Here is an 18,976-nt window from a genome sequence, read left to right as displayed (position 1 = left end):
CACCGCAACTGTTCGGGCTACTCCACGAGCGACGCCGCAGTCGCGTCGAAAATCTCCTCGACGGTCGCGTCGGACTTGAACGTCGTTCCGCCGTAGTGGGTCTTCGACGTTCGATACCCCGCATCACGAAGATCCGCGAGGAAGTCGTCCATCGCGTTCGCCGGAAGCCCCCAGTTTTTGCACAGTTTGTGTTGATCGTAGTGGGTCGGCTCCTCGAGTTCGGCCTCGAGCGTGCGGAGTAACTCCCGAGCGGTCTCTGCGGTCTCGAACTCGTCGGTGAGCTCTCCGCGGACCGCCTCGAGGAATTCGTCATCCTGAATCGCACCGAGCCAGATCGGTCCAGCGACGAGGATTCGCTCGCCGCCGCAGTTGGGACACCGCTCGAGCGGCTCCGCGATCAGTCCTGCGGACGCTTCGCGGTGGAGACAGTCCTCGCAGTGAGAGAGATAGCCGAGTTCCTCGAGCGCGCGATCCGCGGCGGTCGATTTCCGGTCGAGCTCGAGGTACGTGCGAACGTAGTGACTCGTCGCGTGGGTCAAGATTGGGGTGACGCCGACGTCGAAGCGAGCACCGCTTCGAGCGAGCGCAGAGAGGAGCGTCCGAACGCCCATCTCGGTGTGATAGTCGGTGTTTCGCGGCACGGAGCTGTAGGACCGCATCCCGCTGTTGAGGTGGGCACCACACAGCGGTGCGGTATCGGTCGCGGTGACACAGACGAGGTTGTGACAGTTCGCGAAGGCCGCGTCGGCGAAGGGCATTGGCGTTCCGAACGGGTCGAGGTCGATCACGTCAAACATCGACTCGTGCATCAGGGCGTTGGCGTTGGCCCGTTCGACAGTCGCCTCGCAGTCGTTTCGCTCGAAATTCTCCCGAGCGAGCGACACGGCTTCGGGGTCGATATCACAGCACGTAACGTCCCATCCGTCTCGAGCCGCGCGGACGCCGCGGACGCCGCTCGCGGTCATCGCATCGAAGTACGTCTCGGCTCGCGGTTCGCGTCCGCGAAAGGCACGGAGCGTCGCGATCGTCAGGTCGCGGTTCATTTCCTGGCGCGGGTTATAAAAGACCGACTCCTCGAACCCCTCCGTTTGTTCGCCGGGTACCTCGAGTTCGACGTTTCCCTCCGTGACGCGCATATCCGTACTCCGTAGAGCGGGGCGAAAAACGGCGTGGTCTGACTCGAGTGGCGTTCGTACACGGAGAGAACTGCTCTCGAATACCTGTACCCGTTCTCGGGGTGCTCCGGGATCTTCGCACCGGACGAAACGCCACGACAACCAAACGGATTTTACAGTTCGGAAGAGAGGTTCGGTCGTGTCCGATTCGAACCCCGTCGAAGAGTGGGAAGCCCGGCTCGAGGAGTCGGGACAGCTCACGCCCGACATCGTCGAGCAGATCACGAGGCTGCACGACGACCGCGGGGTCCGCGCCATCGAAGCCGTCGGGGAGCGGCGAGTGAAATCCTACCAGGATTTCACGATCGTCGTCGGCTACGACGACGAGTACATCGTCGAGGGCCGAGGCTGTACGTGCAAGGACAGCGAGTATAACCTCGATAACGACGATCCGACCGACCTCTGCTGGCACGCGCTTGCGGTCGCCATCGCCCGGCGCGTCGGCCACGTCGATTACCACGATATGTGGTACTCAGAAGTTCGGGAATTTTTGTAAACTCGAGAACGAAAGACGGACGAGTCGTCAATCCTCGGCGCAGATTTCGACGAAATTCCGCAGAATCTGCAGTCCCGTCTCGCCGCTCTTTTCTGGGTGGAACTGCGTCCCGAAGACGGTTCCGTCCTCGTTCGCGACGATCGAGGGGAACTCCTGTTCGTAGTCGGTCGAGGCGACGATCGCGTTCGCCGCGTCCGGAACGGCATAATAGGAGTGGACGAAGTAGGCGTACTCCCCATCGACGCCCTCAACCAGCGGGTGATCTCGCTCGATCGAGAGTTCGTTCCAGCCCATGTGGGGTACTTTTTGTCCGTTATCGAAGCGAATGTTCGTTCCGGGAATCAAATCCAGACCCTCGACCGCGGCGTCGCCGTCGGTTTCGCCCTCCTCGCTCGAGGTGAGAAGCATCTGCATTCCGAGACAGATTCCGAAGAGCGGCTGACCGCGTTCGGCGACCGCGAGGAGATCCTCGCGGATCGAATCGGCGTTCTCAACGCCCTCCCGAAATGCGCCGACGCCGGGGAGGACGACTCCGTCGGCGGCCTCGAAGGCCTCTGGGTCGTCGGTGATCTCGACGGCCGCACCCGCACGCTCTAATCCGCGGGTAACGCTCCGGAGGTTCCCCAGGCCGTAGTCGACGACGACGACCGAGGCGAGTTCCTCCTCGGGCGGCGATGGCATCGTGCTCATAACCGTAGATTCGTGTGGGAAGGCAAGTGCGTTACTCTTCGAACAATCGATTACGGAAAATCGAGTACCGTTGTCTTAGCACTCATTGTACGCCGTCTGTCACATGATCTCGGAAACCGCATTAGACGCTAAAGCCGTCTGCGAGTGCCTCGAGCGTGAACTGGTCTCCATACACTCCCGATACCGACCACCGGGAAGGATAGCTCTCTCGTGACGTCAGCGAAAACTCGATCGATCCGTGAGCAATAGGTGGCCGTCGTTACTTCGCGAGCGACTCCGCCATCCGTTTGGGGAACCCCTTCAGCAATTCCACGATTCCCATCGCTTCGTCGCCTTCTCGAATGTACGACCGGGTTCGCTGGCTGATTATTTCGACAGTGATGATCAACAGCAGGATCACGAGGATCGTCGCCATCATCTCGGTGTAGGCGAACAATCGCTGTTGGGTGTTCAATATGAGCCCGATACCGCCACCGCCGATGATACCCAGCGTGACGGCGATTCGGATGTTGATCTCGAAGATGTACAACGTCCACGCAATGAACGGCGTGTACACCTGCGAGAGCATCCCGAAGACGATCACTTGAATCCGGCCGGCACCCGTGGTACGGATGGCCTCGATCGGACCGTCTTCGATCTCCTCGAGTTCGTCCGTGAACAAGCGACCCAGATTTCCGACCGTATCCGTCGCAACTGCGAGTGTCGCCGTGAACGGCGAAACGCCACCGAGCGGGACGTAGATCAGCGCCCAGACGAGCGCTGGGATCGCGCGGATCGACGACATCATACCGCGGAACAGGAAGTTAAACGGGAACGGCGTCACTCGACCCGATCCGAGCACTGCAAACAGCAGGGCTAACGGGAAGCCAAGAATGGTGCCGCCGAATCCGATCGCGAGCGTGATGCCGGCCTCGTGGAAGAGGTTCTGTTCGACGATGAAATCGACGTACTGCATGAAGTCGATAAACGGCAAAAACCCGAAGTAGGTCGTTCGCGGAAAGTACTCATCAAGCGCTTCAGCGAAAAACGGTGCGTAGTAGAAAAGCTCGTGGATCGAAAATCCGACCATCGTCAACGCGTAATTAAACGCGAATAGCAAGATTCCGAGGGCCCCGCCTGCAAAAATCCAACGACGCCGCCGAGCGCGTTGAATAGATTTGAGCTTTTCTTCGACGGCAGGTGAAACCGTTTCTGAAGGCTGTTCTGTGTCCGTGCTCATACGTCGGCGACCCCCGTTGCCCCCGTTGCTCCCGAGTCGCTATCGCTTTCGTCTTCCCGATGAGCGCCGAGGCCAGTCAGTTGATCGATGTTAACGTCTTCATAGATCCGTTCGATCACATCGAGATCGAATTCGTCTTTGTAGCCATCGAAGACGAGCTCGCCGTGTTTCAGCCCGATAAAGCGTTGACCGAACTCCTGGGCGAGGTTGACCTGGTGGAGGCTTATAGCCGTCGTTAGCCCGTGTTCTTCCGTTGCTGTCAGGAGGTATTCCATCACTTGTTGGGCACTGCCGGGATCCAGACTCGCAACGGGTTCGTCAGCCAGTAACGTCTCGGGTTCCTGGACGAGTGCACGGGCGATTCCGACTCGCTGTTGTTGACCGCCACTCATCCGGCGTGCACTTTGCTGAGCCTCGTCGAGCAATCCGACGGTTTCGAGGGCCTCAAGTGCGCGATACTTGTCTTCGGTATCGTTTCGTTTGAGAATGCTACTGAGCAGGCCAGTGCGTTTGAGCGAACCGGTGAGTGCGTTCGAGTAGGCGCTCATCTGTCCGATAATATTGTGTTGTTGAAAGATCATCGCCGTGTCGGGGTGCGGCTGAGTGATCTCAGTTCCGTTGATGACGATCTCCCCTGATGTGGGCTGGGTCAATCCGTTCATACACCGGAGAAGGGTAGATTTACCAGATCCGGAAGTTCCCAACACCACGACGAACTCGCCATCAGGTATCGTAAACGAGACATCGTCTAACGCTTGCGTTTCGCCAAATCGTTTACTGAGATTATTTACTTCGATACTACTCATCTATTGTGAGCATACAGAGTCTTCGTTTCATCAAGCGGTGCTGAGTCGATACGTGCGGTGACGAGAGATTATTCGTCAGCCACGTCTTCGAACGCGAGATCAAGGGTGTCCATCGCGTCTTCGATCGGTTCGTAATCCTCGATTGTCGCTTCTTCGACACCAGTGAACCAGAGCGGATCCTCGGCATCTTCATCAACTAAGTCTTCTTCTTCTGCTTCCAACAAGGCCTCTTCGATTTCTTCGACGACGGGGTCGTCCCAGTTCGACCGTGCGACAATCGGTGCGCGGGGGATCGGATCAGAAACAGCAAGCAACTGCAACTCTTCGTCGCCCGTGTCGAGATTGTCGACTTCGGCGGAGTGTTCCATGAAATCGTCGGACATCTGGTCCTCGGAGAGGTACTCGGACGAAACGAACGCACCGGTCCCCGCTGCGACGACGTCCTCCCGTTCAAACAGTTGATTCAATGCTGTGTCGTGATCGGAATAGCTAACCTCGAAGTCTTCCGGTGAGCCGTCGGGTGCGTCGCCAACATCTAACCCACCTTCGTGGAGCATCATAAGCGGGTAGAGTCCGCCACTGACCGAAAGTTGGTCGGCGAGATGAACATCGTGGTCTTCTTCGATGTCGGAGAGTTCATCAATCGGACTGTCGGGCGTCGTCACGATTGTCGAGAAATACACTGCGGCACCGTGTTGGATGCGCATTCCGAGGATGTCCATCGAATCCGGAGCGGCGACGACGCCGGTCGGCGAAATATCGGCCAGTTCGGCCTGTTCGTTCTCGATGGCCGCAACCGTCGCGGTGTAGCTTTCGGCCTCGCTGTAATCGACTGTAATATCGGCTTCGTCCTCTACGTACTGGAAAAACTGCGCATACTGTTCGGACATATCGACACCGCCCTCCGCCGGGTTGAGGACCATATCGATCACGTCGTCGTCGTCACTGCCAACGAGATCCCCGATACAACCCGCGAGTCCAACGGTTGCAGCGACACCGGTGCCTGTTAAGAATGTTCGTCGATTAGTACCCATTCGAACACGTTCTGACATAGTTCCTACTGATGTGCAACGCATTTAGTGTTTTCTATGTCACGAACAGAGGACTATAGAGAATATATGATGTATAGCTTAATATTTCTGGCCGTAAGCGGTTAAAAAGTGTCTAATCGCCGCTGGTTACTCGAGCTTCCGTCGACGCCGGCGAGATCAGCGGCCGTCTCCAGCGCTTCCCGAAACGTATCCTCCTGGCTTCGGTCGTACAGCGTCGCCGCCGGATGAACGGAGAGGACGACCCGGCGAGACGTACCGTTAACTCGGATCTCCTCGACGGTTCCCGCCGCGGAGGTTACCGAAACGGACCGACCGAGCAAATGCTCGCTCGGGACCTTTCCGAGCGTGACGATCACGTCCGGTTCCATTCGGTCGATTTCGGCCTCGAGGTAGCCGCGACAGTTCTCGAGTTCCGATTTTGTCGGGTCGCGGTTCTCGGGCGGACGACAGCGAACGCAGTTAGTAATCCGAACGTCTCCACGCTCGAGGCCGACCACGAGCAACGTGTCGTCTAACACCGAGCCACTCCGGCCGACGAAGGGCTCTCCCTGTTCGTCCTCGTTCGCTCCCGGTCCTTCGCCGACGAACAAGATGTCGGCGTCTTCCGGGCCCGTTCCGTTGACGATCTGACTCCGCGAGTCGACCAGTTTCGGGCATCGTTCGCAGGCGGTCACCTCGAGTCCGTCCAGCTCCTCGTCCATGGTCGTCGCTTGGACGCCCCGGTACTACGTGTTTCGGGTCGCAACTGCGTGGCCCGCCAGCGATCGGTTACGATGGAGTCACAGACGGCTCGAGTCGCTACCGGTCGCCAAATCGATACTCGTGGCCCGCTCGCGCGGCCGCTCGAGCGACCCGAATCGGCTCCGGTCGACCACCATCGGGCGTGAACGCGCGAACGAGTTCTACCGCCTTCGAATGCTCGAGCCCGACGGCGCGGACGTACACCGTCTCGCCGTTGACCAACACCGGCCGTCTCGGAGGGAGAGAGCGATAGCGCTCGAGGCGCTGTGCAAGCCGGTCACCAGAAAAAGCGTCTCTGAGGCCGTCTTCAAGGCCGTCGCTGTCTTCGAACGTCACCGCGATAACCGATCGATTAGTTGTTCTCGCGATACGTGAGAGGTCGACGATGTTGTACCACGCGGGGGCGATGGCACCGAGTATCACGTCATCGATGTCCGGCCGATCGAACTCGTCGATAAGCGAAATGACCGCACCAGTCGCGTCCGTTCCGCCGACCGTACACGAGGAGAACGCGAACTCCTCGACGGTTCGGTCGGCCCGAACGACCGCGCCGGCGAGCGTGCTTCGCTCACCGGCGGCTGATTCGGCGATACCCAGCGCCCGCGCCCCGGACTTCATCAGGAGTCGTCTTCGTCCTTGATCTCCTCGAGCCGATCGAGCAGTTCGTCGCTCGAGGCACCGTTTTCGAACTCGAGCGTGCCGTCGTGGTGGCTCTGTTCGGACTCTACCGCGTCATCATCATCAAAATCGGCGTCAACCTCTTGCTGTTCGGATTCGTCGTAGCTTCCGAATCCCATACGGTAGTACATACGACCCGGGGCATCAAAAGTTCCATGGGTGGCAAAAACATCATATTTCGGTACTATCGACGCCAGTATTATATCACCAGATACCGAGAACCCGTCCATGGAGGTTCAACACGTCACCGAAGATGCGGAGACGTTCACCTGTAACGCGTTTCTCGTTCGTGGCGATCAAACGATACTTGTGGACGCTGGCGCGTGGGACGGCGTCGTCGATGAGATCCGAACGTCCCTCGACGGCGAAACGATCGACGCGATCGTCCTGACTCACCAACACGGAGATCACGTCGCCCAACTCGAGGCCGTCTGCGACGCGTTCGATCCGGATGTGTACGCGTACGCGGATCACCCCCTTCGAACGCACGAGATCGATGACGGCGATACTGTCCGGATCGGCGACGAGTCCTTCGAAGTCGTTTACACCCCCGGTCACGCCGACGACCACGTCTCGTTCGTCTCCGGAGCGACGCTGTTTTCCGGCGACGTGGTCGTCCACGACGACGGCGCGTTCGACTACGGGAGCTTCGGCCGAACCGACATGGCCGGCCAATCTCGAGAGACGCTCATCGAGAGCCTCGAGGAACTGCTCTCGCGGCTCCCCGACTCCGTCGAACACATGTACGCGGGACACGGCGGCATCTTTCACGGCGACGTCACTGACGTGGTCGAGACGGCCCTTGAGCGAGCCCAAAAGCGCGAGCCGAAGTATCCAGACGAGTAGCGCGATCGCTCAGCGGCTAATTCTGACGCTCGAGAACGATCCCGTCGCTCGAAAACCGATTGTACCGCAACGAAAAACCGAGCCGTCGATTATGTTGCGCGTGCTTCCTTGGCTTTCGGTCGGAGCTTCTTGTACCCGCACTTGCGACAGCGGTTCGCGTCTTTCGAGTTACGAGCGTTACAGCGCATGCAGATCATCTTCTCGAGCATCCGTTTTTCCGCAGCGTCGAAACTGGCCATACAGGTCGGTTGTCCGTGGCGCATATAATGCCTGCGGTCCGGACTCACGGGAGTTCCCGCGAGGGACGTCTCGCGGGGTTCGTTGGGGGAAGAGCGAACGTTTGCAACTAGTCACTCGTCGGCCAGGTAGTCGTCCTGCACGGCGACGACGTCGCTCGAGTCCTCACACTCGGCGTACCGATCGAGGGGCTCCTCGTTGAGCGTCAGGAACGTCTCTCCCCAGCGGAACGGCTCGAGGAGATCCTCGGCCGCTTGGTCCTCGCCGAAGATACGGAGCGCCCCCGCGAGCGCTTCGACCGTCGTCAGCTGGAACGGGTTGCCGTAGTTCACGGGATTGGCGGCGACGAGAAACGGGAGCGCGCGGTGGACGCCGTTCATCGCGAACGACGCTTCCTCGGCGGACTCCCACGAACAGTCCAGTGCGACGAGCGTCCGAAGTCCGTCGGCGGCGTCCGCCGGCGAGAGCGCCTGCTCGGCGTGGGGGTTGAGAACGACCCCGTAGGGTACCTGTCGCATCGACCGATGGAGGATTGCTCGGTCGAACTTCTCGAGGCGACGGGCGGTGCACTTCTTCGGATCGTCGTCGCCTTCGTAGTAGACGTGACACTCCACACTCGTCTTTCGACGGGGTGAGAGAAAAGGCGTGTGACTCGAGTCAGTCCGGTTCGCCGAAGCTGTCTGTGACGATGAACCAGGCGAAGGTGAGAACGACGACGAGGAGGAACGCGCCGGCGGCGAAGCCGAAGGTTTCCGTGCCGCCGACCATTCCCTCTCCGAAGGCACCGGCTACCCATCCCGCCACCAACCCCACGAAGACGGTAGCAGTAACGAGGATGATTACGAGGTTTCGGTCGGCCATCGCGAGCGAGTTATCACCGGACTTCGATAAGGAGCGTGCCTGAAATCGCCAAGTCTCGCGGGCGAAAATCGAGACAGGAACCCCCCTCACGCTCGGGGCGACTACGCCTCGTGGATCGTCTCGCCGCGGTTCAGTCGCGCGGCGATGGTAAACGTCTGTTCGGCCTCCCGACGGGTCGGGAAGTGCGCGGCCAAATATCGAGCCGTCGCAATCAGTGGCACCCACTGCCGGACCTCGTCGCCGTCCCCGTCTCCGTTCCGTTCTCGAGCCAATTCGAACTGCCGAAACGCGGCCTCGAGGTTCTGGAGCGTGTGAAATCCGGCGTCTTCGCGCAATAGGGCATGGCCCAGCGTTCGCTTTAATTCAACCACGTCGCCGTCACAACCGACGAACTCGGCGACGAGACGACCTGCGCGGTTCACCTCGCCTTCGGCGTCGAACGTCTCGAGGAGGTCCTCGAGGACCGTGTCCGGATCGCGGCCCGTCTCGTTGTCGGCGGGTGACGGAACGGGTGCGGGCGGCGTGTTGAGGAAGCGATCGAGGTAGACGTTGAGCGCGACGTCGAAGACGCCCCGATAGAGTTCGATTGCGTCGGTTCGGCGCGTCGATTGGTGGACGGCGTTCGCGTAGGTGAACGTGTGGTGGACGGTGTTCCAGTCGGAGAACTCGTTGGCCGTACCGAATTGGGCGACTCGAGTCGCCGCGGCCCGCGCCGTCTCCTCGGCGAGCGCTTCGGTGCTCGCCCCCGCGCGTATCGCGTCTGCAAGACTCGAGACGATCGCCTCGGGGTCGTCCGAGAGTAATATTTCCTGGAAGCCGGAGGGAGATTCCCAATCGCCGCCATCACCGCTATTACCGCCATTGCGACCGGCCGTCGCATCCTCGCCCTCCTCGAGGAGTCGCTCGAGCCCGCTCGTGTCGGTCACGTCGCCGCCGTAGACGTCCTCGAGGAGCGCCACGAGATCGACCGGCTGTCGCCACGCAGACCGTTCGTCGCTTCGGGAGGCGGTCGCGAGCGGTTCGACAAGGCTCGCGAGCGTCGTCGGCGCGCGCTCCCAGCCGACGTGCTCGAGGCTCTCGAAGGCCTTGTTCGCGAAGTCGAGGACGTGGCCGGTCGAGAGGTAGGGGTGGTCCGTCGCGGCCGCAAAGACCAGTTCCGCGACCGCCGCTTCGTCGTGTCCGGCTTCGATCGCCGTGCGAAGACAGCGCTCCGCCCCGTCGGTATCTCGAACCTCGATGCACTCGCGGAACCAGGATTTCAGCCGCTCGAGGGAGACGTCGGTCGTCGAGAACGCGGGTTGGGAAACGGTCGGCGGCTCGCCGTCGCAGTCGCTCGCGACGTGGCGAGCGCCGGTGTACAGCGCTCGCTTTCGATCCTCGGGTTCGAGGTTGTCCATCACGTTAGCCATGCAACCGAGAATAGTCAACCCGGAGCTCCACCCCGACTCGCGATAGTGGGTTCCAAAGTCGAGGGTCGTTTCGACGGGTGAACGGTAGTCCACGCCCGCATTCAGTAGTCCGATCGTCGACTTGGCGATCACGAGTCGAAGGTTCTCCTCGAGGCCAGTCTCGAGGCGGTCGGCCCAGTGCTCCGCGGGCGGTTTCGCGCGCTCCGGCGTGGGATCGACGTAGACCGTCCCGTCCCGAATCTCGACGGGATACGTCTGGACATCGTCGGCCCACGGATCGAACGTGTCGCCACAGGAGAGTTCGAACCGCGCGTGGTGCCAGTGACAGGTGAGGATGCCGTCCTCGACGGTGCCCTCCGCGAGCGGAAATCCCATGTGCGGACAACGGTTGTCGACCGCGCGTATCTCGCCCTCGTGGGCGAAGACGGCGAGCGCCGTTCCGCCGCGGGAGACCAGCGTTCGCCCCTCTTCCTCGAGGATCTCGAGCGAGGAAACTTCGTACAGGTCGTCTGAATCGGTAGCCATGCGAGACACCACCACGCCATTGGTGAAAACCGTTCGCTGAACGAGGTTTTTGTCCAGCTATTGACTGGTTTTCGAACGCGCTTGCGAGACGTCTGCTCCTCCAAGACGCCCGCACTTTTTACCCGTGGGATCGAACCCGTTCAGATATGGACGGCGACCTCCTCGTAAGACGATACTACGACGCGCTCGACGACCACGAGTACGAGACGCTCGAGGGTATCCTCGACCCGGCGTTCGTCCAGCGACGGCCGGATCGGACCTTCGACGGCCGCGAGGCGTTCGTCGAATTCATGCGCGAGGAACGGCCGAATCCCGACACGAGCCACGAACTCGACGCTGTTGTCGTCGGGGATGAAGGTGATCAGGTCGCCGCTCGAGGGCGGGTGCTCGAGGGCGAGACGGAGCTATTCGAGTTCGCGGATTTCTTCGAAACAGCGAACGGGTCGATCGTTCGGTTAGACACGTACAGCCGATAGGTGCACCTGCGTGGGTAGCAACGGATGTTCTCTCAAAAATTGGGGAGGTCCGTGTCAAGCACGACGGTTACTCGATCTCGATTTCGCCACGCATCGTCTCCGGGTGAAGCCGACAGACGTACTCGACTATTTCGTCGGTTGCGTCGAACTCGATGAATTGCTCGTCGCCACCTTCGGTTGCTTCTTCGGTCTCGTAGTCTTCGACGACTTCGTCGTCCTCGTCGACGAGTTCGATGTTGTGTTCCTGGCCGTCGCCTTCTTCCCAGCCAATCTCGTACGATTCACCGTCTTGGAGCGTGAGCGTCGGATTATCTTCGTCTGCAATCTCTTCGGGTTCGACGCCGAGCCAACCCTCAGTCAGCCCTTCGAACACGATCCGCGTATCTGGCTCGAGCGCCTCGTCGTCTTCTTGTGCACTTGCAGGCAGACTGCTAATGCCGATCAGAAGTGCTCCGCCGGTTATCTGGATAGCTCGCCGCCGTGTTGTCTCTCGTACCATCAAACTCATCTGGCTACAACGAGGTTATTAAACCTTTCATGCCGCCATATTTATGCACAATAATAGGGTCCTAGCCGTTCTACCGTGAGAATAGTAGAGGCAGGACGTTATTGTATCGCGTTGTCGTCTGTACTGATCGCGTGGTTCACCACAAAATCAAATAAAGAAACAGAGCTACTGTCAATTATACCGGCATCTGGCGTACAGACGACGGCTCGCGCCTCGAGGGCTACTCGAGCGATCCTCACTACTCGAGCAAATCGTCGCTAATTCGGCTCCTGCAGGAAGGGGTGTTGTGGTGCGTCGGAACGACCTGAACGACCGCGATAATCGGGACCGCACGCCGGGAGCATTCGGGGTGGAGCGACGGCCCTTCATCGGTCACTCGGACGCCCAACTTCGTCACGAGAAGCGACAAAGCCCCGAAGCTCGAGGCATCCCTCTGCTTCTCGAGGGTTTGGACGATGCCCACGACCGGACCGTCCCCCGGCGGAATCATCGCCCACACTTGACACCGTTAGGCCGAACAGTTGTTCGGCCCCAACTCGAGTTCGACTCGATCCTCCGAATCCAGTTCCTCTCCGAGCGCGCCGCGATTTCGGTCGATGATCTCCTCGTAGTTCGAGGGCTTTTCGCCCGCATCGGCCATCCGCTCGACGAACTCCTCTTCCTCGAGTTCGAGGATGTCGATCCCGGTCCTGGCATCCTGGACCGTCGTCTCGATCGGCTCGCCGGGTGCGCCGTGGGCGAACTCGCCATCGGCGGTGACGGTGACGTGGCCCGGACAGACGACGATCGACTCGGGTTCGGCGAGCACGGTTCGGTGCAGGGTTTCATAGAGCATCCGTGCTCCTTTCTCGCCCTCGTCCTCGTTGAACTCGAGTTCCGTCCGGCCCGTCGAATCGACGTGGAGGGTGTCGGCGGTCAGCAGGGCCCGGTCGTCGACCAGTACCGAAATCATCTCGCTGGTGTGACCTGGCGTCTCGAGGGCCTTCAGCTCGAGCATGCCGACCTCGAGGACCTCGTTTCGCTCGAGGGACGTGTAGGAAATTTCGACGCCGCGTTCGGCCGCCCGCTCGCCGAGGTAGTAGGGGACCTCGAGCCTGTCTGCAAGGTCGCGCCCACCCGACACGTGGTCGGCGTGGACGTGCGTATCGAGGACGCCGACGATCGAGAGTCCGGCTTCTTCGGCGGCGACGGCGAACTCGTCGGTGTCCGCGGTGGGGTCGACCACCAGCGCCTCGCCGGTTTCGGGACAACCGACGACGTAGGAGAGACACCCCTTCGCCCGTCGTTGAATCTGGACGAGTTCGACGGAGTCGCCGACGTTGATCTCCGCCCGATCGTAGACCCGACTCCAGCCTTTCATCCCGCCCTCGACGGCCGCGACATCGTACTCGTCGGTCGCGGACTCGAGTTGAGTCGCGAGGTTAGCCGAGGAGATCCCCTTCGCGCAGATGGTGAGAACGCGACCGGTGCCCTCGAGGTGTTCTTCGAGTTCCTCGAGGCGGCCGTCGAGTTTCTCCTCGGGGCCGAAGGGAAAGTTGATCGCGTCGGCGACGTGCCACGACTCGAAGCTCTCTTCGGGGCGCGTATCGACGAGCGTGTACGCCTCGCCGTCGTCCTGTAGCTCCGCGAGTCGCTCCGCCGAGAGTGTGGTGACCATACCTGTTCCTAGGCGGTCTGAGACCTAAATATCGACTGCTAACTGCGGTGTACGAGAGCGGGCCGGAACGATCACGGACCGTCCTGAAAACGAAGGTGTCGCATCGTTCGAGACGTCGTCACGACACGATTGTGAAACCGGGTGATGGACCGCGGCTACACTCGATCGAAACGCGTCCGCGGTCACCGAATCGAAAGCGCTCGAGTGCGATTACTCGAGGTCGAACCGATCGAGCTTCATCACTTTCTCCCACGCGTCGACGAAGTCGTGTACGAACTTCTCCTCGGCGTCGTCGGTTCCGTAGACTTCCGCGATGGCTCGAAGTCGGGAGTTCGAACCGAAGACGAGGTCCACGCGACTCGCCTCCCATTTTAGGTCGCCCGTTTCGCGGTCGCGAACCTCGAAGACCTCTTCGGATTCCGAGGACGCTTCTACCTCCGTGTCGTTGTCGAGCAGGTTTACGAAGAAATCGTTGGTCAGCGTCTCGGGCTGGTCGGTGAAGACGCCGAGGTCTGAGTTCTGATAGTTCGCGTCCAGCGCGCGCATGCCGCCGACCAGAACCGTCGTCTCGTCGGGCGTCAGATTCAGGAGTTCCGCCTTGTCCACCAGCAGTTCTTCCGTCGGACGATCGGCCTCGTCACTGCGGTAGTTGCGGAATCCGTCCGCTTCGGGTTTGAGCGCCTCGAAGGACTCGACGTCGGTCTGTGCCTGCGAGGCGTCGGTTCGGCCGGGTTCGAACGGAACGGTCACGTCGTAGCCGGCATCTGCTGCTGCATCCTCCACGGCTGCAGCGCCACCCAGCACGATGAGGTCGGCCAGCGAGACCCTTGTCCCGTCGGAGCGCGAACTGTTGAAGTCCTCCTGAACCCCTTCAAGCGTCTCGAGCACCGTCTCCAGTTCCTCCGGATCGTTCACGTCCCAGTTTCTCTGGGGCTCGAGGCGAAGGCGGGCACCGTTCGCTCCGCCGCGCTTGTCGCTGTCGCGGTAGGTCGAGGCCGCCGCCCAGGCGGTCTTAACCAGTTGGGAGGTGGACAGATCCGTACCAAGGATCGTTTCCTTGAGCTCGGCGACCTCCTCGTCCCCGATCACGTCGTGGTCGACGTCGGGAAGGGGATCCTGCCACAGCATCTCTTCGTCCGGAACCTCGGGACCGAGGAACCGGATCGGCGGGCCCATGTCGCGGTGGATCAGCTTGTACCACGCCTTCGCGAAGGCTTCCTGGAACGCCGCCGGATCCTCCCGGAACCGCTGTGAGATCTCTCGGTAGTCCGGATCCTCCTTCAGCGCGAGGTCCGTCGTGAGCATCATCGGCGGGTGCGATTCCGACGGCTCGTGGGCGTCCGGCACGTCGTCGTCGGCAGACTCGTCCTTCGGTCGCCACTGGTGTGCACCGGCGGGGCTCTGCTCGAGTTCCCACTCGTACTCGAACAGGTTGTCGAGGAAGCCGCTGTCCCACGAGATCGGCGCGTCGGTCCACGCGCCCTCGAGGCCGCTGGTGATCGTGTCGTTGCCCTTGCCGGTGCCGTGTTCGTTCTCCCAGCCGAGGCCCTGCAAATCGATAGGGGCCTCTTCGGGCTGTGCGCCGAGGTTATCGTCGGGGGCGGCACCGTGGGTTTTCCCGAACGTGTGTCCGCCAGCGATGAGCGCGACCGTTTCCTCGTCGTTCATCGCCATGCGATCGAACGTCTGGCGGATGTAGTCCGCGGCCTTCTCCGGATCGGGTTCGCCGTTGGGGCCTTCGGGGTTCACGTAGATCAGGCCCATGTGGTCGGCCCCGAGCGGTTCCTCGAGAGTACCATCGTCGTCGTGGCGCTCAGATCCGAGCCACTCGTCCTCGGGACCCCAGTAGACGGCCTCGTCGGGCGCGTAGGCGTCTTCGCGTCCGCCGGCGAAGCCGAACGTCTCGAATCCCATCGACTCGAGGGCGACGTTCCCGGTCAGGACGATCAGGTCGGCCCACGAGAGTTTGCGGCCGTACTTTTGCTTGACCGGCCAGAGCAGGCGACGCGCCTTGTCAAGGTTGACGTTGTCCGGCCAACTGTTGAGTGGCGCAAAGCGCTGTCGGCCGCCGGAGGCACCGCCGCGGCCGTCGGTGGTACGGTAGGTACCTGCGCTGTGCCAGGCCATTCGAATCATCAACGGCCCGTAGTGGCCGTAGTCCGCCGGCCACCACTCCTGAGACGTCGTCAGCACGTCTTCGATGTCCGCCTTCACTTCCTCGAGATCGAGTTTTTCGAACTCCTCGGCGTAATCGAAGTCCTCGCCCATCGGGTCGTCGTCACGAGCGTTCTGGTCGAGGAGCTTCAGGTTCAACTTCTCCGGCCACCAGTCTTGATTAGACCTAGTCATCATGAGGGTATTGCTACTTTCGCTTATTAAGATTTTCTAATCTGCTAACGAAGTCTTCGATACGAACCAAGTAATATTTCTATTTTGGGAATTTTTATCAGCGATAAGGCGTGCTCTGTCACCGGTACAACCGCTGACAGCCGTCACAGATTGAGCCATTCAACGGGAACAGAGCTATTTTCTCGACGTTAGGATAGCCGTCTATCAGCAACGCTCCGGGTGGACCGACGCTGTGGTGGTTCTGGTTGTCCAAAACGGGTTCCCAGTGTGTCGCAGTCGGCGCCATCCGTCTCGAAAGAGTCACCCGTCTCGAACGGATCCTCCGAGGCCGTGATTCAGTGAGTCTTCCTTGCACGTTGGTAACCTCCCCTGTCGTCGGTAGCCTGCCCCTGTCGTCGGTAGCCTCCTCCTGTCCTCGGTTAGACGTTGTATTACTACTCGCACCAGTTCCTTCTCGTATCCAATACATAGTTTCCTAATTCCCGAATTTGTTTTCGGTGTTCGATGTCGAACTCGCCCGAATTGGCTTGAGGGAACTCGAGGAGCGATATTCTTGCCACGGGATCGTCGGCCCGCGCCGAGCGTGTTCGAAGACGAAATCACTACATACGCCTACTGTGAATCGCGAGTATGTCACTCGTCAAGTATCTCTCGTCGCTGTTGATGATCGTCATCGGAATCGCCGTCATGGTGTTGCTCGCAACGGTCGTCTTTTTCGTCACGATCTTCGTCGTCTCGACGGGATCGGACCTCGCCGGATACAACCCCGGTGATGACTACGTGGTTCTCTCCTCGACGCTGATCGTCGTCGCGGTCATCCTAACCGGCGGCTTCACACCGCGTCTCTCCGGCAACAGCGATGACGACGACGCAGCGGACGACGAATTCGGCGATCGAACGTTCCGATAGGCTTTTTGGCGATAACACTTCCGTCGATATCGGAGCGGAAGGGGCTGATTTTCCGTCACTCCGGACGAAGCGAGCGGTGGTCGTCTGCTCGAGAGAGAAGTTCTTTGCTAGCGACAGTTCCGGTCGTCAGCGGTGGCGCCGAACCGGAGAACCGCGCGATCGGAGACCGGAAGACCGAACCAGTAAAGGCGAGCGCTCTCGTCGTCGGTGATATGACGACGACGCTCGGAACCGCAAGCGCGGGGCCCGGCGAGATCGCCACGGGCCGTCTCGAGATCGGAGAGACGAGAGACGGCAGCCCGTTCGGATTACCCGTCGCCGTGGTAAACGGCGCGGAGCCCGGGAAAACGCTGTACCTGCAGGCGGCGAGCGACGGTGACGAGTTGAACGGTGTCGGCGTGCTTACGCGAGTCGTTCCTCGGCTCGATCCCGCCGAAATTGCAGGGACGATTCTCATCGTCGGAATCGTTAACTATCACGCGTTTCAGGTCGCCGAACATCGAAATCCGATCGACGATACGAAGATGAATCGGGCCTTTCCCGGCTCGGAAAACGGCACCTCGAGCGAGCGGATCGCCCACGCAGTCTTCGAGGTGGCACGGAAGGCGGATCTGATCCTTGACCTCCACCAGGGATCGACGAGTCGGATGATCGACGAGGTTCGGGTCCGCTGTGGGAAACGCCACCGCCTACACGACGACTGTCTCGAACTCGCGAAGGCGTTCGGCTGCGGCTACGTGCTCGACCAGAAGGGGCCGGACGGACAGCTCGCACGAGCAGCACCCGATAAAGGGATTCCGACCGTCGATCCGGAACTCGGCGGCTGCGTCGGCTGGGACGAAACCAGCATTCAGAAAGGGGCCGAGGGCGTGTTCAACGTCCTTCGGTACTACGACTTTCTCCCGGAAAGCTACGACCTGAACCGACAGATTCGCGCGAGCAGCTTCGAGCAGTACGGCTCGCCCGTCGGCGGGCTCGTCACGATCCAGAAAGAACTCGGCCAGCAGGTTCGTTCGGGCGAAACGCTGTTCGAGGTGACGAGCGTCTTCGGCGAGACGAAAGCCGAGGTAACGGCCGACAGCGACGGCGTCCTCTGGCGAACGCGGCGGCTCCCGCAGGTCGCGACCGGAGAGTACGTCTGCTCGGTCGGAACCGACGTCGACTCCTTCTGACGATGCCAGCCGATCTCGTCTGTCCCGCGTGTGACACCGTCTACGACGCGAGTCCCGACGAACCCTGGCGCTGTTCCTGTGGACGTGCTCTCGAGTTTCTGGAAGGCGGGCCGCTCGAGGAGACGGAGGACGTGCCGAGGGAGTTGAGCCTCGAGGAACCGAGGAACGACCTCTGGGCGTTCGCAGATCTCCTTCCGATCGAGAAACACGTCTCGCTTCATGAAGGAGCCACACCGCTCGTCGACGCTCCCCGGTGGGACGCGTCGTTCAAGCTCGAGTACGTCTTTCCCACGGGGTCGTTCAAGGACCGCGGCGCGACGACGACGCTCTCTCGAGCCGTCGAACTCGGCGTCGAGAAGGTGATCGAAGACTCGTCGGGGAACGCGGGTGCGGCGATCGCCACCTACGCCGCTCGCGCCGGACTCGAGGCGGACATCTACGTTCCGGCGGACGTCAAACGATCCAAGCTACGGGCCATCGAACGCGTCGGCGCTCGTCCCGTGCAGGTCGAGGGGACGCGCGCTGACGTGACGACCGCATGCCTTGAGGCCGTAGAAGACGGGGAAACGGGATGGTACGCGAGCCACGCGTGGAACCCGGCGTTTTACGCGGGGACGATGACGTTCGCGTTCGAACTCGCGGCCCAGCGCGGGTGGACCGTCCCGGACGCTGTCGTCCTCCCGATCGGCCACGGCACGCTCTTTCTCGGGGCCTACCGAGGCTTTTCCCGCCTCGAGGAAACGGGGATCACCGACGACATCCCGCGTCTGCTCGGCGTTCAGGCGACGAGCCACGCGCCGGTCGTTCGACGCCTCGAGGGGGAAACGAGTGCGGGCGTTCCGAGCGCCGTCGACGAACCTCAGGCGACGGTCGCCGACGGAATCCAGATCGCCGAGCCGGCCCGCGAAGACGAACTCGTAGAGGCGATCGAAGCGAGCGGCGGAGATGCAATCGCGCTTGAGAACGAGCCGATCGAAACCGCGCTGAATCGGCTCCATCGAAGCGGTTTCTACGTTGAACCGACCAGCGCGATCGCGCCGGCGGCGGTTTCTCGATACCGAAAATTGGGGATACTCGGAGACGATGACGATATCGTCGTCCCGTTGACCGGAAGCGGTCTTAAAATCTCGTAGCCGGACCGGAGTCTGGGACGTCCCCATGATCCACAGC

The 18,976-nt window shown here is 61.0% G+C and carries 22 protein-coding genes; 6 read left to right on the top strand and 16 right to left on the bottom strand.

The genetic code is table 11. The features are described from left to right. Positions 1 to 17 precede the first annotated feature (17 nt). Positions 18 to 1,136, bottom strand: coding sequence for a tRNA (guanine(26)-N(2))-dimethyltransferase (locus QNM96_RS09850; RefSeq protein WP_283836022.1), 1,119 nt, complete (start codon positions 1,134 to 1,136; stop codon positions 18 to 20). 178 nt (positions 1,137 to 1,314) lie between these two features. Between QNM96_RS09850 and QNM96_RS09845 the strand changes: the two genes are divergently transcribed. Next, complete coding sequence (locus tag QNM96_RS09845; protein WP_283836021.1) at positions 1,315 to 1,671, top strand: hypothetical protein; 357 nt, start codon at positions 1,315 to 1,317, stop codon at positions 1,669 to 1,671. Between the two features lie 27 nt (positions 1,672 to 1,698). Here the strand turns inward: QNM96_RS09845 and hisH are convergent, their stop codons facing one another. The 7 genes from hisH to QNM96_RS09810 form a co-directional block, all read right to left on the bottom strand. Then, positions 1,699 to 2,361 carry an imidazole glycerol phosphate synthase subunit HisH gene (gene hisH / locus QNM96_RS09840; RefSeq protein WP_283836020.1) on the bottom strand — a complete coding sequence of 221 codons (663 nt, stop codon included), beginning with the start codon at positions 2,359 to 2,361 and terminating at the stop codon, positions 1,699 to 1,701. Positions 2,362 to 2,620: 259 nt separating this feature from the next. Continuing rightward, the gene (gene phnE / locus QNM96_RS09835; protein WP_283836018.1) at positions 2,621 to 3,580 is read right to left on the bottom strand and encodes a phosphonate ABC transporter, permease protein PhnE; all 960 of its coding nucleotides are present in this window, start codon (positions 3,578 to 3,580) and stop codon (positions 2,621 to 2,623) included. Continuing rightward, complete coding sequence (phnC, locus tag QNM96_RS09830; RefSeq protein ID WP_283836017.1) at positions 3,577 to 4,386, bottom strand: phosphonate ABC transporter ATP-binding protein; 810 nt, start codon at positions 4,384 to 4,386, stop codon at positions 3,577 to 3,579. Before phnC ends, phnE begins: the two co-directional genes overlap by 4 nt. 68 nt (positions 4,387 to 4,454) lie before the next feature. Beyond that, complete coding sequence (locus QNM96_RS09825) at positions 4,455 to 5,420, bottom strand: PhnD/SsuA/transferrin family substrate-binding protein (RefSeq protein ID WP_283836016.1); 966 nt, start codon at positions 5,418 to 5,420, stop codon at positions 4,455 to 4,457. Between the two features lie 119 nt (positions 5,421 to 5,539). Then, positions 5,540 to 6,139 (bottom strand): uracil-DNA glycosylase, encoded by a 600-nt coding sequence (locus QNM96_RS09820; RefSeq protein WP_283836015.1) that lies wholly within the window; start codon positions 6,137 to 6,139, stop codon positions 5,540 to 5,542. 97 nt (positions 6,140 to 6,236) lie between these two features. Next, the gene (locus QNM96_RS09815; RefSeq protein ID WP_283836014.1) at positions 6,237 to 6,797 is read right to left on the bottom strand and encodes a DUF99 family protein; all 561 of its coding nucleotides are present in this window, start codon (positions 6,795 to 6,797) and stop codon (positions 6,237 to 6,239) included. Further along, positions 6,797 to 6,976 (bottom strand): DUF5786 family protein, encoded by a 180-nt coding sequence (locus QNM96_RS09810; RefSeq protein WP_283836013.1) that lies wholly within the window; start codon positions 6,974 to 6,976, stop codon positions 6,797 to 6,799. Before QNM96_RS09810 ends, QNM96_RS09815 begins: the two co-directional genes overlap by 1 nt. 109 nt (positions 6,977 to 7,085) lie before the next feature. On the opposite strand from QNM96_RS09810, the gene QNM96_RS09805 reads away from it, so the two are divergent. Next, on the top strand, positions 7,086 to 7,703 hold the full coding sequence (locus tag QNM96_RS09805; RefSeq protein ID WP_283836011.1) for an MBL fold metallo-hydrolase: 618 nt from the start codon (positions 7,086 to 7,088) through the stop codon (positions 7,701 to 7,703). An 89-nt stretch (positions 7,704 to 7,792) separates the two neighbouring features. Here QNM96_RS09805 and QNM96_RS09800 read toward each other — a convergent pair whose 3' ends face one another. The 4 genes from QNM96_RS09800 to QNM96_RS09785 all read right to left on the bottom strand — a co-directional run bounded on the left by QNM96_RS09800 (position 7,793) and on the right by QNM96_RS09785 (position 10,735). Beyond that, on the bottom strand, positions 7,793 to 7,942 hold the full coding sequence (locus tag QNM96_RS09800) for a 50S ribosomal protein L40e (protein ID WP_283836009.1): 150 nt from the start codon (positions 7,940 to 7,942) through the stop codon (positions 7,793 to 7,795). Between the two features lie 111 nt (positions 7,943 to 8,053). After that, positions 8,054 to 8,554: a DUF367 family protein gene (locus tag QNM96_RS09795; RefSeq protein ID WP_283836008.1), complete on the bottom strand. Its 501-nt coding sequence runs from the start codon at positions 8,552 to 8,554 to the stop codon at positions 8,054 to 8,056. Between the two features lie 43 nt (positions 8,555 to 8,597). Then, positions 8,598 to 8,801 (bottom strand): hypothetical protein, encoded by a 204-nt coding sequence (locus QNM96_RS09790; protein WP_283836007.1) that lies wholly within the window; start codon positions 8,799 to 8,801, stop codon positions 8,598 to 8,600. Between the two features lie 101 nt (positions 8,802 to 8,902). After that, a complete protein-coding gene (locus QNM96_RS09785) occupies positions 8,903 to 10,735 on the bottom strand; it encodes a Rieske (2Fe-2S) protein (protein ID WP_283836006.1) in 1,833 nt (610 codons plus the stop codon). A gap of 146 nt (positions 10,736 to 10,881) precedes the next feature. Here QNM96_RS09785 and QNM96_RS09780 point away from each other — a divergent pair, with 146 nt between their 5' ends. After that, positions 10,882 to 11,211 carry a nuclear transport factor 2 family protein gene (locus QNM96_RS09780; protein WP_283836005.1) on the top strand — a complete coding sequence of 110 codons (330 nt, stop codon included), beginning with the start codon at positions 10,882 to 10,884 and terminating at the stop codon, positions 11,209 to 11,211. A gap of 67 nt (positions 11,212 to 11,278) precedes the next feature. Here QNM96_RS09780 and QNM96_RS09775 read toward each other — a convergent pair whose 3' ends face one another. The 4 genes from QNM96_RS09775 to katG form a co-directional block, all read right to left on the bottom strand. Continuing rightward, positions 11,279 to 11,710, bottom strand: a complete 432-nt coding sequence (locus tag QNM96_RS09775) for a hypothetical protein (protein ID WP_283836003.1) — start codon at positions 11,708 to 11,710, stop codon at positions 11,279 to 11,281. Positions 11,711 to 11,957: 247 nt separating this feature from the next. Beyond that, positions 11,958 to 12,209 (bottom strand): hypothetical protein, encoded by a 252-nt coding sequence (locus QNM96_RS09770; RefSeq protein ID WP_283836001.1) that lies wholly within the window; start codon positions 12,207 to 12,209, stop codon positions 11,958 to 11,960. Between the two features lie 18 nt (positions 12,210 to 12,227). Continuing rightward, positions 12,228 to 13,376 carry an MBL fold metallo-hydrolase gene (locus QNM96_RS09765; protein ID WP_283836000.1) on the bottom strand — a complete coding sequence of 383 codons (1,149 nt, stop codon included), beginning with the start codon at positions 13,374 to 13,376 and terminating at the stop codon, positions 12,228 to 12,230. A gap of 210 nt (positions 13,377 to 13,586) precedes the next feature. Next, a complete protein-coding gene (gene katG, locus QNM96_RS09760) occupies positions 13,587 to 15,725 on the bottom strand; it encodes a catalase/peroxidase HPI (protein WP_283835999.1) in 2,139 nt (712 codons plus the stop codon). 630 nt (positions 15,726 to 16,355) lie between these two features. On the opposite strand from katG, the gene QNM96_RS09755 reads away from it, so the two are divergent. The 3 genes from QNM96_RS09755 to QNM96_RS09745 all read left to right on the top strand — a co-directional run bounded on the left by QNM96_RS09755 (position 16,356) and on the right by QNM96_RS09745 (position 18,939). Beyond that, the gene (locus QNM96_RS09755) at positions 16,356 to 16,634 is read left to right on the top strand and encodes a hypothetical protein (RefSeq protein ID WP_283835998.1); all 279 of its coding nucleotides are present in this window, start codon (positions 16,356 to 16,358) and stop codon (positions 16,632 to 16,634) included. 212 nt (positions 16,635 to 16,846) lie between these two features. Beyond that, complete coding sequence (locus QNM96_RS09750; protein ID WP_283836370.1) at positions 16,847 to 17,806, top strand: succinylglutamate desuccinylase/aspartoacylase family protein; 960 nt, start codon at positions 16,847 to 16,849, stop codon at positions 17,804 to 17,806. A gap of 2 nt (positions 17,807 to 17,808) precedes the next feature. After that, the gene (locus QNM96_RS09745) at positions 17,809 to 18,939 is read left to right on the top strand and encodes a pyridoxal-phosphate dependent enzyme (RefSeq protein WP_283835997.1); all 1,131 of its coding nucleotides are present in this window, start codon (positions 17,809 to 17,811) and stop codon (positions 18,937 to 18,939) included. Positions 18,940 to 18,976: the final 37 nt, after the last annotated feature.

Source organism: Halostagnicola sp. A-GB9-2, from assembly GCF_030068615.1.
Lineage (GTDB): Archaea > Halobacteriota > Halobacteria > Halobacteriales > Natrialbaceae > Halostagnicola.
The sequence above is the reverse complement of the archived record's forward strand: the minus strand, read 5'-3'. Positions and strand labels throughout refer to the sequence as shown.

Coding starts and splice junctions, on each gene's coding strand:
- QNM96_RS09785 (WP_283836006.1), bottom strand. CDS start 10,735: ATGGCTACCGATTCAGACGACCTGTACGAAGTTTCCTCGCTCGAGATC.
- QNM96_RS09750 (WP_283836370.1), top strand. CDS start 16,847: ATGACGACGACGCTCGGAACCGCAAGCGCGGGGCCCGGCGAGATCGCC.
- QNM96_RS09825 (WP_283836016.1), bottom strand. CDS start 5,420: ATGGGTACTAATCGACGAACATTCTTAACAGGCACCGGTGTCGCTGCA.
- QNM96_RS09820 (WP_283836015.1), bottom strand. CDS start 6,139: ATGGACGAGGAGCTGGACGGACTCGAGGTGACCGCCTGCGAACGATGC.
- QNM96_RS09805 (WP_283836011.1), top strand. CDS start 7,086: ATGGAGGTTCAACACGTCACCGAAGATGCGGAGACGTTCACCTGTAAC.
- QNM96_RS09780 (WP_283836005.1), top strand. CDS start 10,882: ATGGACGGCGACCTCCTCGTAAGACGATACTACGACGCGCTCGACGAC.
- QNM96_RS09770 (WP_283836001.1), bottom strand. CDS start 12,209: ATGATTCCGCCGGGGGACGGTCCGGTCGTGGGCATCGTCCAAACCCTC.
- QNM96_RS09745 (WP_283835997.1), top strand. CDS start 17,809: ATGCCAGCCGATCTCGTCTGTCCCGCGTGTGACACCGTCTACGACGCG.
- QNM96_RS09815 (WP_283836014.1), bottom strand. CDS start 6,797: ATGAAGTCCGGGGCGCGGGCGCTGGGTATCGCCGAATCAGCCGCCGGT.
- hisH (WP_283836020.1), bottom strand. CDS start 2,361: ATGAGCACGATGCCATCGCCGCCCGAGGAGGAACTCGCCTCGGTCGTC.
- katG (WP_283835999.1), bottom strand. CDS start 15,725: ATGACTAGGTCTAATCAAGACTGGTGGCCGGAGAAGTTGAACCTGAAG.
- QNM96_RS09775 (WP_283836003.1), bottom strand. CDS start 11,710: ATGGTACGAGAGACAACACGGCGGCGAGCTATCCAGATAACCGGCGGA.
- QNM96_RS09755 (WP_283835998.1), top strand. CDS start 16,356: ATGTCACTCGTCAAGTATCTCTCGTCGCTGTTGATGATCGTCATCGGA.
- QNM96_RS09850 (WP_283836022.1), bottom strand. CDS start 1,136: ATGCGCGTCACGGAGGGAAACGTCGAACTCGAGGTACCCGGCGAACAA.
- QNM96_RS09790 (WP_283836007.1), bottom strand. CDS start 8,801: ATGGCCGACCGAAACCTCGTAATCATCCTCGTTACTGCTACCGTCTTC.
- QNM96_RS09810 (WP_283836013.1), bottom strand. CDS start 6,976: ATGGGATTCGGAAGCTACGACGAATCCGAACAGCAAGAGGTTGACGCC.
- QNM96_RS09800 (WP_283836009.1), bottom strand. CDS start 7,942: ATGGCCAGTTTCGACGCTGCGGAAAAACGGATGCTCGAGAAGATGATC.
- phnE (WP_283836018.1), bottom strand. CDS start 3,580: ATGAGCACGGACACAGAACAGCCTTCAGAAACGGTTTCACCTGCCGTC.
- QNM96_RS09765 (WP_283836000.1), bottom strand. CDS start 13,376: ATGGTCACCACACTCTCGGCGGAGCGACTCGCGGAGCTACAGGACGAC.
- phnC (WP_283836017.1), bottom strand. CDS start 4,386: ATGAGTAGTATCGAAGTAAATAATCTCAGTAAACGATTTGGCGAAACG.